Annotated in this window: 13 protein-coding genes; 6 read left to right on the top strand and 7 right to left on the bottom strand. The window is 64.9% G+C overall.

The annotated features are described in order from the left end of the window. Positions 1–19 precede the first annotated feature (19 nt). Positions 20–988, top strand: coding sequence for a bifunctional hydroxymethylpyrimidine kinase/phosphomethylpyrimidine kinase (locus ACLV8F_RS06950; protein WP_411883508.1), 969 nt, complete (start codon positions 20–22; stop codon positions 986–988). Continuing rightward, a complete protein-coding gene (gene hemL / locus ACLV8F_RS06945; RefSeq protein ID WP_411883507.1) occupies positions 969–2,300 on the top strand; it encodes a glutamate-1-semialdehyde 2,1-aminomutase in 1,332 nt (443 codons plus the stop codon). Before ACLV8F_RS06950 ends, hemL begins: the two co-directional genes overlap by 20 nt. Positions 2,301–2,367: 67 nt before the next feature. On the opposite strand, the gene purH is transcribed toward hemL, so the two are convergent. From purH to dusB, 3 genes are all read right to left on the bottom strand, one after another. After that, entirely contained in the window at positions 2,368–3,951 is a 1,584-nt protein-coding gene (gene purH / locus ACLV8F_RS06940; RefSeq protein WP_411883506.1) for a bifunctional phosphoribosylaminoimidazolecarboxamide formyltransferase/IMP cyclohydrolase, read from the bottom strand. A 62-nt stretch (positions 3,952–4,013) separates the two neighbouring features. After that, positions 4,014–4,250 carry a Fis family transcriptional regulator gene (locus tag ACLV8F_RS06935; protein ID WP_007864972.1) on the bottom strand — a complete coding sequence of 79 codons (237 nt, stop codon included), beginning with the start codon at positions 4,248–4,250 and terminating at the stop codon, positions 4,014–4,016. After that, a complete protein-coding gene (gene dusB / locus ACLV8F_RS06930) occupies positions 4,247–5,335 on the bottom strand; it encodes a tRNA dihydrouridine synthase DusB (RefSeq protein ID WP_411883505.1) in 1,089 nt (362 codons plus the stop codon). Before dusB ends, ACLV8F_RS06935 begins: the two co-directional genes overlap by 4 nt. Before the next feature lie 144 nt (positions 5,336–5,479). Here dusB and ACLV8F_RS06925 point away from each other — a divergent pair, with 144 nt between their 5' ends. Continuing rightward, positions 5,480–5,962: a YqaA family protein gene (locus ACLV8F_RS06925; RefSeq protein ID WP_411883504.1), complete on the top strand. Its 483-nt coding sequence runs from the start codon at positions 5,480–5,482 to the stop codon at positions 5,960–5,962. Positions 5,963–5,967: 5 nt separating this feature from the next. Here the strand turns inward: ACLV8F_RS06925 and ACLV8F_RS06920 are convergent, their stop codons facing one another. From ACLV8F_RS06920 to ychF, 3 genes are all read right to left on the bottom strand, one after another. Further along, positions 5,968–6,705, bottom strand: a complete 738-nt coding sequence (locus tag ACLV8F_RS06920) for an rRNA pseudouridine synthase (RefSeq protein WP_411883503.1) — start codon at positions 6,703–6,705, stop codon at positions 5,968–5,970. 25 nt (positions 6,706–6,730) lie between these two features. Next, positions 6,731–7,087, bottom strand: coding sequence for a RidA family protein (locus ACLV8F_RS06915; protein WP_411883502.1), 357 nt, complete (start codon positions 7,085–7,087; stop codon positions 6,731–6,733). A 105-nt stretch (positions 7,088–7,192) separates the two neighbouring features. Next, complete coding sequence (ychF, locus tag ACLV8F_RS06910) at positions 7,193–8,284, bottom strand: redox-regulated ATPase YchF (protein ID WP_411883501.1); 1,092 nt, start codon at positions 8,282–8,284, stop codon at positions 7,193–7,195. Positions 8,285–8,315: 31 nt separating this feature from the next. Here ychF and ACLV8F_RS06905 point away from each other — a divergent pair, with 31 nt between their 5' ends. Next, positions 8,316–10,199, top strand: a complete 1,884-nt coding sequence (locus tag ACLV8F_RS06905) for a 7TM diverse intracellular signaling domain-containing protein (RefSeq protein ID WP_411883500.1) — start codon at positions 8,316–8,318, stop codon at positions 10,197–10,199. Here the strand turns inward: ACLV8F_RS06905 and ACLV8F_RS06900 are convergent. Next, positions 10,184–11,092 (bottom strand): MOSC domain-containing protein, encoded by a 909-nt coding sequence (locus ACLV8F_RS06900; RefSeq protein WP_411883499.1) that lies wholly within the window; start codon positions 11,090–11,092, stop codon positions 10,184–10,186. The two genes, ACLV8F_RS06905 and ACLV8F_RS06900, sit on opposite strands and share 16 nt — an antisense overlap. A gap of 75 nt (positions 11,093–11,167) precedes the next feature. Here ACLV8F_RS06900 and ACLV8F_RS06895 point away from each other — a divergent pair, with 75 nt between their 5' ends. Both ACLV8F_RS06895 and ACLV8F_RS06890 read left to right on the top strand, forming a co-directional pair. Beyond that, positions 11,168–12,289 carry an FAD-dependent monooxygenase gene (locus ACLV8F_RS06895; RefSeq protein ID WP_411883498.1) on the top strand — a complete coding sequence of 374 codons (1,122 nt, stop codon included), beginning with the start codon at positions 11,168–11,170 and terminating at the stop codon, positions 12,287–12,289. A gap of 33 nt (positions 12,290–12,322) precedes the next feature. Then, entirely contained in the window at positions 12,323–13,039 is a 717-nt protein-coding gene (locus tag ACLV8F_RS06890) for a DsbC family protein (RefSeq protein WP_411883497.1), read from the top strand. Positions 13,040–13,074: the final 35 nt, after the last annotated feature.

Here is a 13,074-nt window from a genome sequence, read left to right as displayed (position 1 = left end):
CAAGGCAAAATCGCAGGCTATGGCAAACCCCAAAACACCTCAACTGGACAGCCGACAACTCCAAATCGAGGACACCGACGCATCACCGGCCTGCGTCATGACATTCAATGCCAACGACCCCAGCGGAGCCGGCGGGCTGACCGCGGATATTGCCTCCATCAACTCCGCCGGCGCGCATGCGCTGGCAGTTGTAACAGGCGCTTACGTGCGCGACACGGCCGAGATTTTCGACCACTTTGCCTTCGATGAAGAAGCCGTTACGGACCAGGCGCGTTCCGCGCTCGAAGACATGCCGGTGTCGGCCATCAAGGTCGGCTTTGTCGGCAGCCCCGAGAACATTTCCACCATCGCCGAAATCGCCTCGGATTATGCCGATGTGCCGCTGATCGCCTATATGCCCAACCTGTCCTGGTGGGAAGAAAGCGAGATCGACAGCTACCTGGACGCCTTTCGCGAGCTGATGTTGCCGCAAACCACGGTGTTGGTCGGCAACCACAGCAGCCTGTGGCGCTGGCTGCTGCCCGACTGGCCGGGCGAGCGCAACCCCTCGGCCCGCGACATCGCCAAGGCGGCGGCAGACCTCGGCGTGCCCTACACACTCGTCACCGGCATCCCCATGCCCGACCAGTTCATCGACAACGTGCTGGCCACGCCGCAGGCGGTGCTCTACAGCGAGAAATTCGAGCGCTTCGAAGCGATTTTTGCCGGCGCCGGCGACACCTTGTCCGCCGCCCTCTCCGCCCTGCTGGCCAACGGCCACGACCTGCAGGCGGCCACCGCCGAAGCCCTGACCTTCCTGGACCACAGCCTGGACGCCGGCTTTCACCCCGGCATGGGCAACATCGTGCCGGACCGCCTGTTCTGGGCGCAGGCCGATGTCGACCCCGAAGAAGAACCCGGGGAAGAAGCGGGCGATGCCAATGACGACGTCGAACTGACGTCCAAACCCACCCTTGACCTGCCCCCCAATGGAACAACCAAACACTAAGCCCGCCGCCCCCCAGACAGCCTCCCGCAACGACGCCCTCTTTGAACGCGCCAAAAAACTGATCCCCGGCGGGGTCAACTCCCCGGTCCGGGCCTTCAAGGCCGTGGGCGGCACGCCGCGTTTCGTGCAGCGCGCGCAGGGTGCTTATTTCTGGGACGCCGACGGCAAGCGCTACATCGACTACATCGGCTCCTGGGGCCCGATGATCCTGGGCCACGGCCACCCGGCCGTGCTGGAGGCCGTTCAAAAGGCCGCGCTGGAAGGCTTTTCCTATGGCGCGCCCACCGAACGCGAGGTCGAACTCGCCGAAGAATTAGTGCGGCTCGTGCCTTCGCTCGAAATGGTTCGGCTGGTGAGTTCGGGCACGGAAGCGGCCATGAGCGCCATCCGCCTGGCACGCGGCGCCACCGGGCGTAACAAGATCATCAAGTTCGAGGGCTGCTACCACGGCCATGCCGACGCCCTGCTGGTCAAGGCCGGCTCGGGCCTTGCCACCTTCGGCAACCCAACCAGCGCCGGCGTGCCGCCCGAAGTGGTGCAGCACACGCTGGTGCTCGAATACAACCACATTGCCCAGCTCGAGGAAGCCTTTGCCCTGCACGGCAAGGACCTTGCCTGCCTGATCATCGAGCCCATCGCCGGCAACATGAATTTTGTGCGCGCCAGCGTGCCCTTTATGAAGCGCTGCCGCGAGCTGTGCACGCAGTACGGCGCGCTTTTGGTGTTCGACGAGGTCATGACCGGATTCCGCGTGGCGCTGGGCGGCGCGCAAAGCGTTTATGCCCGCAGCATCCCGGGCTTCAAGCCCGACATGACGGTCATGGGCAAGGTCATAGGCGGCGGCATGCCGCTGGCGGCCTTCGGCGGCACCCGCGCCGTGATGGAGCAGCTCGCGCCCCTGGGCCCGGTCTACCAGGCCGGCACGCTTTCGGGTAACCCGGTCGCCACCGCCTGCGGCCTGGCGACCTTGCGTGAAGTTTCCAAACCGGGTTTTTACGAAGCCCTGGCTGAACGCACGCGCAGCCTGGTCTCCGGCCTTACGCAGGCGGCCGCCAAGGCCGGGGTGCCGTTTTGCGGCGACAGCGAAGGCGGCATGTTCGGCTTTTTCCTGTTGGGGCAGCTGCCGCAAAACTACGCCACCGTGATGACCACCGACAGCCCGGCGTTCAACCGCTTCTTCCACGCGATGCTGGACAGCGGGGTGTATTACGCGCCGGCGCTGTATGAGGCGGGCTTCGTCAGTTCAGCTCACACGGCGGCGGACATTGAAGCCACGGTGGATGCAGCCGCGAAGTTTTTCGCCGCGCGCTGAGCCGGCTCTTCCATGCCTCAGCGGGCGAGGACCAAGGCCCGGACTGAAAGCCGGGCCGGCTTAAAACTCAATGCCGGAAGTGCCGGATCCCGGTCAGCACCATCACCACCTGGCGTTCATCCGCCGCGGCAATAACCTCATCATCCCGCATGCTCCCGCCGGGCTGGATCACGCAGCTCGCGCCGGCGTCCACCACCACATCGAGGCCGTCGCGGAAGGGAAAGAAGGCGTCGCTTGCGACGACCGAGCCCTGCAGGGTGAGCCCGGCGTTGGCGGCCTTGATGGAGGCGATGCGGGCCGAGTCGATGCGGCTCATCTGGCCGGCCCCCACGCCCTGCGTCATGCCGTCGGCGCAGAACACGATGGCGTTGGACTTGACGTACTTTGCGACCTTCCAGGCAAACAGCATGTCGTGCAGTTGCTCCTGTGTGGGCTGCAGCTTGCTGACGACCTTGAGGTCGCCGATGGCCAGTTCGTGGTTGTCGGCGGTCTGCATCAGCAGGCCCGAGCCCACGCGCTTGACGTCCATCAGGTTGCGGCCCTGCTTCCAGGCGGTGTCGCCGCCGGGCGGCAGGTCGATCTGCAGGATGCGCACGTTGACCTTGCTCTTGAAGACTTCCAGGGCTTCGGGGCTGAAGGCGGGGGCCATCAGCACTTCGACAAACTGTTTGGAGATCTGCTGCGCGGCACGCTCGTCCAATGGGCAGTTCAGGGCGATGATGCCGCCGAAGGCCGAGGTCGGGTCGGTTTTGAAGGCCTTGCTGTAGGCCTCCAGGCCGTCCTTGCCGACAGCCACGCCGCAGGGATTGGCGTGCTTGACGATCACGCAGGCGGCGCCATCCTTGATGAAGTCGAAGCTCTTGACGCATTCCCAGGCGGCGTCGGCATCGGCGATGTTGTTGTACGAGAGCTCTTTGCCCTGCAGCTGTTTGGCCGTCACCAGCGAGCCGGGCGCGGGATACAGGTCGCGGTACAGCGCCGCCTGCTGGTGCGAGTTTTCGCCGTAGCGCAAATCCTGCACCTTGATGAAGCGGCCGTTGGCCTGGCCCGGGAACATGCCGTGGCTGCCGTCGGCCTGGATGCCGGAGAGGTAGTCGCTGATCGCGCCGTCGTACTGGCTGATGCGGTTGAACGCGGCCACGGACAGGGCAAATTTGGTCTTGTCGCTGAGCTTGCCGCCGGCTTTCAATTCGCCGAGCACGCCCGCGTACTGCGAGGCATCGGTCAGCACGCCGACGTCCTTCCAGTTCTTGGCGGCGGAGCGCACCATGGCCGGGCCGCCGATGTCGATGTTCTCGATCGCGTCTTCCAGCGTGCAGCCGGGTTTGGCGACGGTGGCTTCAAACGGATACAGGTTCACCACCAGCAGGTCTATGGTGTCAATGCCGTGGGTGGTCAGCGCCGCCATGTGCTCGGGCAGGTCGCGCCGGGCCAGCAGGCCGCCGTGGATCTTGGGGTGCAGGGTCTTGACGCGGCCGTCCAGCATTTCCGGAAAACCGGTGTGGTCGGCGACTTCGGTCACGGGCAGGCCGGCGTCGGCCAGCAGCTTGGCCGTGCCGCCGGTGGACAGCAGTTTGATACCCAGGGCGTGCAGCGCCTGCGCGAATTCGAGGATGCCAGTTTTGTCGGAAACGGAAATCAGTGCGTTCATGGTGGTGTTCTTAAAAGGGGAGCCGAATCGAAAGCCCGGAAAGGTCCGGACGGCGGGAATTGTTATTTGATGAGCTTGTGCTCGACCAGCTTCTTGCGCAGGGTGTTGCGGTTCAGGCCCAGCCATTCGGCGGCGCGCGACTGGTTTTGTTCGGCGTGTTGCATGACGACCTCCAGCAGGGGCTTTTCCACCACCTTGACCATCATGTCGTACATGCCGTCGGGCTCGGTGCCGCGCAGGTCCTTGAAATAGCCTTCCAGGCTGGTGCGTACGCACTCTTCGATGTGTTTCTTGCTCATGCGGCAGCTTCTTCCTGATTTTTATCTTTGTTCATCCGTGCCTGCCCGGGCACGCCCTCTTCTTCGCCTTCGTCGGCAGCGGCAGCGGCGGCCGGAATCCGGTCCATCCGCGTGCCCAGCTCTTCAAAGAACCCGCTGACCGCGCGCAGCTGCGCCTCACAATCTTCCAGCACATTCATCCGCGCGCGAAAGGCCTCGCCGCCGGGCAAGGTCTTCACGTACCAGCCGATGTGCTTGCGCGCCGTGCGCACGCCGGTGAATTCGCCGTACAAGTCGTAGTGGTCGCGCAAATGGTCGACCAGCAGGCGCTCGACCTCGGCCACCAGGGGCGGCGCAAGATGCGTGCCGGTGGCCAGGAAGTGCGCCACCTCGCGGAATATCCAGGGCCGGCCCTGGGCCGCGCGGCCAATCATTACCGCGTCGGCGCCGGTGTAAGCCAGCACATCGCGGGCTTTTTCAGGGCTGCTGATGTCGCCGTTGGCCACCACCGGAATGCGCAGCGCGGCCTTGACGGCGGCAATCGTGTCGTATTCGGCCGCGCCCTTGTAGCCCTGCTCGCGTGTGCGGCCGTGCACGGTGATCATCTGCACGCCGGCATTTTCGGCAGCACGGGCAATCGCCAGCGCGTTTTTTTCGGCCTGGCACCAGCCGGTGCGCATCTTGAGCGTGACCGGAACGTTGCGCGGCGCGCAGGCGGCGACCACGGCTTCCACAATCTGCAGCGCCAGGGTTTCGTCCTGCATCAGGGCCGAGCCCGCCCATTTGTTGCAGACCTTTTTGGCCGGGCAGCCCATGTTGATGTCGATGATCTGCGCGCCGCGATCGATGTTGTAGGCCGCGGCTTCACCCATCATCTGCGCGTCGGTGCCGGCGATCTGCACGGCAATCGGCGCGGCTTCCCCTTCGTGGTTCGCGCGCCGCGAAGTCTTCAGGCTGTCCCACAGGTCCTTGCGCGAAGTGACCATCTCGCTGACCGCATAACCCGCGCCCAGCTTTTTGCTGAGCTGGCGAAACGGCCTGTCCGTCACGCCGGCCATGGGCGCGACAAACAGGTTGTTTGCCAAAGCGTAAGGGCCGATGTTCATGGGAAATGGAGGGTGCGGGTTGCTGAAAAAGGAGGCACGATTGTACCTGCCCAAAATTTCAGCAATTGAAATTTGCACGTGGACTTGTAAGCGTCTTTTCCTGACACGGCGACCGACGCGCCCTGCCTATACTCGAATGCATATATGGAAGCCTGGATTCAGCGTTTGATAGAACTTTTGGCCCTACCCGAGTACGGCCTGAGTACGGTGTTCGTGGTGTCTTTCATTTCCGCCACGCTGCTGCCGCTGGGCTCGGAGCCCGTGGTCTTCGGCCTGGTCAAACTCAACCCGGCGATGTTCTGGCCGGCAGTGCTGGTCGCCACCGCGGGCAACACACTGGGCGGCGCATTGGACTGGTGGATAGGTTACGGCGCCCACAAGGTGGTCGATAAATACCAGCACTCCTCGCACCACGGCCGCGCGGTGCGCTGGCTGGAAAAGCTGGGGCCCAAGGCCTGCCTGCTGGCCTGGCTGCCGGTGGTGGGCGACCCGCTGTGCGCGGTCGCGGGCTGGCTCAAGTTTCCGTTCTGGCCTTGCCTGGCTTATATGGCGGTCGGAAAATTCGCGCGTTATTTTTTAATGACGGGCAGCCTGATCTGGGCCTTCCCCGGCGTGCTGACCCGCTAAAAAAATCAGAAGCGTTCGTGCGGCAGCAGGTAGCGCCACTGGCCGGGTTGCAGCTGGCTCATCGCGACGCGGCCTATGCGCAGGCGCTTCATGCCTTCGACCTTCAGGCCTACGCTCTCGCACATGTAAGCGATCTGCCCCGGCACCTCGCCCTTGAGCGCAAAGCGCAAACGGGTTTCGTTTTGCCAGCTGACTTTGGCCGGCGGCAGCAGCATGCCGTTGTGGGTGAATCCGTGGTCGACGCGGTTGAGGCGTTCCAGGCCGCCAGGCTTGATGTCGCCGCTGACATCGATGACCACTTCATGCTCCATCACGCGGGCGTCTTCGCGCAGCTTGCGCGTCACGCGCCAGTCCTGCGTCAGCACCACCAACCCGCTGGCCGGTGTGGCCAGCGGCGTCACCAGCTCCACGGACGAAAAATGTTTCTTGAGCGGCCGGATGCCCGAGCGGTCGTCGGGCGACTGCGTGGCGGGCGAGAGCAGCGGCGCCAAAGACGCCGCATTGCCGTCCGGTCCCGCTTCATGGCCCGCGGGTTTGTGCAGCAGCAGCGTCACCGGCGTGAGCGCCAGCAGGCTGGCGTCCTTATCCAGCGTGATGGCCTGATCGAGCACACGGAACTGCGGTTCTTCGATGACCACGCCGTCCACGCTGACCCAGCCGCCCTCGATGTATTGCTCGGCTTCGCGGCGCGAGCAGGACAGCATTTCGGCCAGGCGCTTGGCGAGGCGAACGGGTTCTGTCATCGCGGCGGCCGGCGTCAAGGAAGGATCAGCTTTGGGCCGCGACCACGCCGATTTCGACGTGGTACTTGCCCGACGCCAAGCGCGGGCTCATGACCGTGGCGCGTGCAGGCGTGGCACCGGGCACCACCCAGGCTTCCCAGGCGCGGTTCATGTCGGCGAAGCTGTCCATGTCGGTCAGCCAGATGGTGGCGCTCAACAGTTGCGACTTGTCACTACCGGCAGCGGCGAGCAAACGGTCAATGTTGGCCAGAATGCTGCGGGTCTCTTCGTACACGCCGGCGCCGGCGTCGTCGCCGGCCACCTGGCCCGCGAGGTACACGGTTTTGTTGTGAACGACGGCCTGGGACATGCGTGGGCCGGATTCGATGCGCTGGATGGTCATGGTGGTCTCTTTCAAAGCGAGTGTGTTAACGGGGGACGAGGATGCAAACAGCCGCTGCCCATGATGCGCCGGGCTCGCAATGGGCGAGCCGCAGGCCGCCGCAACTCAGCTGCTGAACAGGAAGTTCATCACGTCGCCGTCCTTGACGACGTATTCCTTGCCTTCGCTGCGCATCTTGCCGGCATCCTTGGCGCCCTGCTCGCCCTTGAAGGCGATGTAGTCGGCGAAGGCGATGGTCTGGGCGCGGATATAGCCTTTTTCAAAGTCGGTGTGGATCACGCCGGCCGCCTGCGGGCCGGTGTCGCCGACGTGGACGGTCCAGGCGCGCACTTCCTTGACGCCCGCCGTGAAGTAGGTCTGCAGGCCCAGCAGCTTGTAGGCGGCAAGAATCAGGCGGTTCAGGCCCGGCTCCTCCTGGCCGATCTCGGCGAGGAACATCTTCTTGTCCTCTTCTTCCATGTCGGCCATCTCGGCTTCCATCTTGGCGCAGATCGCCACCACCGGCGCTTTTTGCGCGGCGGCGTAGGCTTTCAGGCGGTCCAGGAAAGGGTTGTTCTCAAAGCCGTCTTCGGCCACGTTGGCCACGAACATCGCGGGCTTGGCGGTGATCAGGAAGAACTGGCCGAGCAGCGGCAGCTCTTCCTTGCTGAATTCCACGGTGCGCACCGGCTTGCCTTCGTTGAGCGCGGCCTGGCATTTTTCGAGCAGGGCCACCAGCTTGATGGACTCCTTGTCGCCCGAGCGCGCCGTCTTGGTCACGCGATGCAAGGCTTTTTCCACGGCGGCCAGGTCGGCCAGGCAGAGTTCGGTCTGGATGACTTCGATGTCGGAAATCGGGTCCACCTTGCCGGCGACGTGGATCACGTTGTCGTCTTCAAAGCAGCGCACCACATTGAGGGTGGCGTCGGTTTCGCGGATGTGGGCCAGGAACTTGTTGCCCAGGCCTTCGCCCGTGCTGGCGCCGGCCACCAGGCCCGCGATGTCCACAAACTCGACGATGGCCGGAACAATGCGTTCGGGCTTGACGATTTCCGCCAATTGCGCCAACCTCGGATCGGGCACCTCCACAATGCCGACGTTCGGCTCAATCGTGCAAAAGGGGTAGTTCTCAGCCGCGATCCCCGCTTTGGTCAACGCATTGAAAAGGGTGGATTTTCCGACGTTAGGCAAACCTACAATGCCGCACTTCAAACTCATGAGAAACCTTCAAAAACAGGCTGAGAAGTGTATGCGATGCGCGGCCGTCTGGGGCCGGGCCGCTTTGTGGCAGGCATTCGCCACCCTTTTGCTGGGCGGGTCTTTGCTGTTGCAGGCCGGCCCCGCGCAGGCCCAGCCGGTGCTGGCCTTGAACGACGCCAACCCGGTCATGGACGCGCGCGCCGCCGCCCTCACGTGGATCGATGCGGACGGCCAGGCGGCCATCGAGCAAGTGGCCGGCGCCAAAAACGGCCCCGTGTTCAGCCCTGCCGCAGCCGACACCATTTATTCGCTCGGGCCGCACGCGGCCCTGTGGCTGCACTACCGCTTTGCCAAAGCCTCGGGCTCGCGCCAGGACTGGTTGCTGGCGCTTCCCCTGCCCCTGCTGGACCTGGCGACGGTGTACCAGCGCGGCGCGGCGGGCGCCTGGACGTCCCAGACCGCAGGCGACACCGTGGCGGTTTCCAGCTGGCCCGAACCCGGCCGTTACGGGCAGTTCGAGCTGAACCTGCCGGACAACGGTGTGCACGACGTCTACGTGCGCATCCAGCACATGACGGAAGTCGGCATTCCGGTGCGCGTCAGCACCCGCAGCAACCAGGCGCAGCGCCTGCAGCTGGAATACCTGGCCATCGGCGTGGTGTTCGGCGCGCTGGTGCTGCTGATCGTCGCCTGCGCGGTGCAAAGCTGGGTGTACCGCGACAAGGCCTACGGGTGGTATGCCGTCTACGCCTCCATCATGGCCCTGGTGGTGGCGGCCTGGAGCGGCGTGGCCGGCCATTTGCTGTGGAGCAATTTCAGCGCCTGGAACAACCTGGCGCAGGGCTGCCTGGGCATCCTGGGCGGCGGCTCGGCGCTGCTGGTGGTGCACCAGCTGTGCGGCGTGGGCACGCGCCACAAGTGGTTTGAACGCATCGCCTACTGGACCGGCGTGGCCGGGTTGCCGCTGGCGCTGCTCTATACGGTGCTGGAGCGCGGCCTGGGCGTGCGTCTCATCGGCGCTTACCTGATCGCCGTGGTGGTGCTGGGTGTGGGCCGCGCCTACATGACCTGGCGGCGCCAGGACGTGGTGGGTTTCTGGGTGCTGGCGGCCTTTACCCCGCTGGCGCTGGCGACCTTGCTGGTCGTCACCAGCGTCCTGGGCCTGCTGTCCATTTCATGGCTGTCCCAGTACGGCCTGATGGCCGGCCTGGTGATTGAGGTGCCGCTGCTGCTGGTGGCGCTGAACCTGCGCTCGCGCGAGCGCCACGCCGTGGAAGCGCGCGAGCAGGCCATGTCCAGCCAGGACGCGCTGACCGGCCTGCTGGCCGCCCATCTTTTCCACGACCGCTTCAAGCAGGTGGTGGCCCGCGCGCAACGCTACAAGGAGCCGGCGGCCGTGGTCTACATCGAGCTGGTCAACTACCGCTACATCAAGAAGACCTGGGGCACGGCGGTGGCCGAGCAAAGCCTGCTGCGCAGCGTGATCAAGCTGCGCCGCATCCTGCGCGACGTCAACACCGTGGGGCGCATCGACGAGGCCTGCTTCGGCCTGATCCTGGAAGGCGTGGCCTCGCGCACCCCGGTCACCGAGCTCGCGGCCCGGCTGATCGCCGCCGGCCTGATGCCACTCAAGGGACTCAAGCCCGAGGTGGTGCTGCAGTTTCACGTGGCCGGCGTGCTGCTCAATGAACGCCTGGGCAGCCCCGAGGACATCTCGACCGCGCTGGCCGACCTGCTGCACGGCATGGCGGCCCGCACGCGCCGCCCCATCCGTTTCCTGGAACCGGAGCTGACCCATCCCATGCCGCTGGCGACCGACTCAGGCTTTGACGGCGCCGACTCCATGCCCCATGCGCCCGAGGCGGCCGAATCACCCCAGGCGGTCCGCACGCCCGCGCCGTTGCGGGCGGTCAAAAGTCATTCGAACCGGTAGCTGGCGCCCACAGCCTGGCCCACCTTGAGCTGGTGGTCTATGCCGCCCAGCACGATGGCATTCATGCCGAAGGTCAGCGCGCCGTTGACGCGCGGATCCTGCCGGTAGGTCTGCAGCATGTCATTGACCTCCGGGCTGCTGATGGCGGTGGCCGGGTCGATGTTGGGAATCGGGCAGCGCGGGCAGGGCTTGACGGGCTTGAGCTGCGCCGGGCCCTGTTCGGTCGTGATCTGCAGCAGGTCGACGCGGTCCTCGTCATGCGGCGCCAGGCCCTCGGTGCCGGCCGCGTCGCCCAGCACGATGTTGGGGCGAAACCGCTCCATGCCCACGGGCGCCACACCCTTGGCCGCCAGTTTTTCATTGAACTGCGCCAGCGAGGCCTCACTGAGCACCAGGATCGAATACCCGTCGCTGAACTGGTTGAGCGCCTCCAGGCCGCCGGTCCAGTCGGGATTGCAGACCCGCTTGTGCTCGGGGTCGAAGCGCACCAGGCGCGCCGTCTGGCCCAGGAAATCGGTGAACCACTGGGCGGCGATGGCGCCCATGTCGTAGGCCTGCACTTCATCCTTCCAGACCTGCACGCGCACCGGCTCCTCCACCTGGTCCAGCGCGATGTGCAGGGCCAGCATGCCGGGCGCGCGCAGGATCATGTCGTGGTGCCGCAGCTGCGGCTTGATCAGCGCCATGCGCGGCAGCTCGCGCTGCGTGAGGAAGCGGCCCTTGGCGTCCACCACCATCCAGGCGCGGTCAAATTCCAGCCCGGTCTCGGTGAGCAGGACATCCTGCACCTGCACGCCGGCGCAGGACTTCACCGGGTACACATACAGGCGCGAGATTACCGCGCTCAGGTCGAAGGCTGCGCCGGCCGCTGTGTCGTTCAATGAGTCGCTCACGTCGTCAAATCCTTGTGAATACGGCAAAGGGGCTTGCCCGAAACGCCGATTTTGCCCTGCCTTCTAAAATGGGGCATGACCAAGACCTTTGATGTCTGTATTCGCGGCGACGGTGTGGTGGGCCGAACGCTGGCCCTGTTGCTGGCGCGCGAGCGTTTGCGCGTCGCCCTCGTCACCCGCCCCGAAAAGGCCGCGGGGGCGCCGCAGGCCGCCGATGTGCGCGCCTACGCCCTGAACAGCGCCTCGCGCGGTGTGCTGGAGGCCCTGCGCGCCTGGCCCGAGCCGGCCTTCGCCACACCCGTCGTCGAAATGCAGGTCTGGGGTGATGACGGCGGCAAGCTCGATTTCACGGCGCAAAGCGTGGGCCAGGATGCGCTCGCCTGGATCGTCGATGTGCCGGCCCTGGAGCAGCAACTGATCCAGGCCGTGCGTTACCAGCCGCAAATCGAAACCGTGACCGAACCGGCCAAAGCCGCGCTCACCGTGATCTGCGAAGGCCAGAAAAGCGCCAGCCGCGATGAGTTCGGACAGGCGCGACCGGTCAACTGGACGGTCAAGCCTTATCCGCAAAAAGCCATCGCCGCCCGGCTGGAGCTCGGCAAACCCCATGGCGGCGTCGCGCGGCAATGGTTTACGGGTGGCGACGTGCTGGCCCTTCTTCCTTTATCCGGTGCCCAGGGGAACTTGGCGGCGCTGGTGTGGTCAGTCTCTGTGGAGCGCGCCGGCACACTCGAAAAAATGCCGCCCGAAGAATTCTGCAAAGCCCTGGAAGCCGTGTGCGGCCAGGAAGCCGGCACGCTGCGGCTGACCAGCGAGCGGGCAAGTTGGCCGCTCTCGCTGTCCAGCGCCGGGCATTGGGTCGGTCCGGGCTGGGCCCTGGCGGGCGACGCGGCGCACACGGTGCATCCGCTGGCGGGCCAGGGATTGAACCTGGGGCTGGCCGATGCGGCCTGCCTGGCCGGTGTGCTGGCGCAACGCGAATACTGGCGGGGGCTGGGCGACGAAAAGCTGCTGCGCCGCTACGAAAGGGCGCGCAAGGCCGACGTGGCGGCGATGGGTGCGGTGACCGATGGTTTGCACGGGCTTTTTGCGCAGACCGACGGCCCCTGGCAGGCCTTGCGCAACTGGGGAATGAAGGGCTTTGAACGCAGCGGCTTCCTGAAAAACTGGCTGACGCGGCAGGCCGCGGGTTTATAGAAATTTGAGACAGCGAAACACACTGGAACCGATATGAAATTCGTGAAATCAATCGCCGTGCTCGGCTTGCTGGCGTGCAGCGTGCTTTCGGTCTTCGCACAAGAAGCCGTCATCCGCAAAAACCTGTCTGAAAAATTCCCGGCGTTCGCAAAAATCGACGAGGTCAGCAAGACCCCGATGAACGGGCTCTATGAAGTGCGCGTCGGCTTTGACATTTTCTACACCGACGAGCAGGGCAACTACCTGCTGCAGGGTAACCTCATGGATGTGAGGGCGCGCCGCAACCTGACGGAAGAGCGCGTCGAAAAACTCAGCGAGGTGGATTTCGACAAGCTGCCGCTGGCCGACGCCTTCAAGATCGTGCGCGGCGACGGCAAGCGCAAGCTGGCGGTGTTTGAAGACCCCAACTGCGGTTACTGCAAGCGCTTCGAGCGCGACCTGACCACCGTCAACAACGTCACCGTTTACCTCTTCCTGTATCCCGTGCTCGGGCCGGACTCGATCGCCAAATCGCGCAACATCTGGTGCGCCAAGGACAAGCCCAAGGCCTGGAACGACTGGATGCTGCGCAACACCGCGCCCGCCAACGCCGAGTGCGATGTCGCCGCCCTCAAGCGCAACCGCGAGTTCGGCCAGAAATACAACATCACCGGAACGCCCACCCTGATTTTTGCCAACGGTTCGCGCGCACCCGGCGCCATCAGCGCGGAAGAGGTCGAAAAAATGCTGGTCGCCGCCAAAAACCCATAAGACCTGTTCTTGAGGCGGACTGCGGTATTCTGTGT

This window comes from Polaromonas sp. YR568 (assembly GCF_943369675.1).
GTDB lineage: Bacteria > Pseudomonadota > Gammaproteobacteria > Burkholderiales > Burkholderiaceae_C > Polaromonas.
This window is presented reverse-complemented; position numbering and strand designations above follow the sequence as displayed.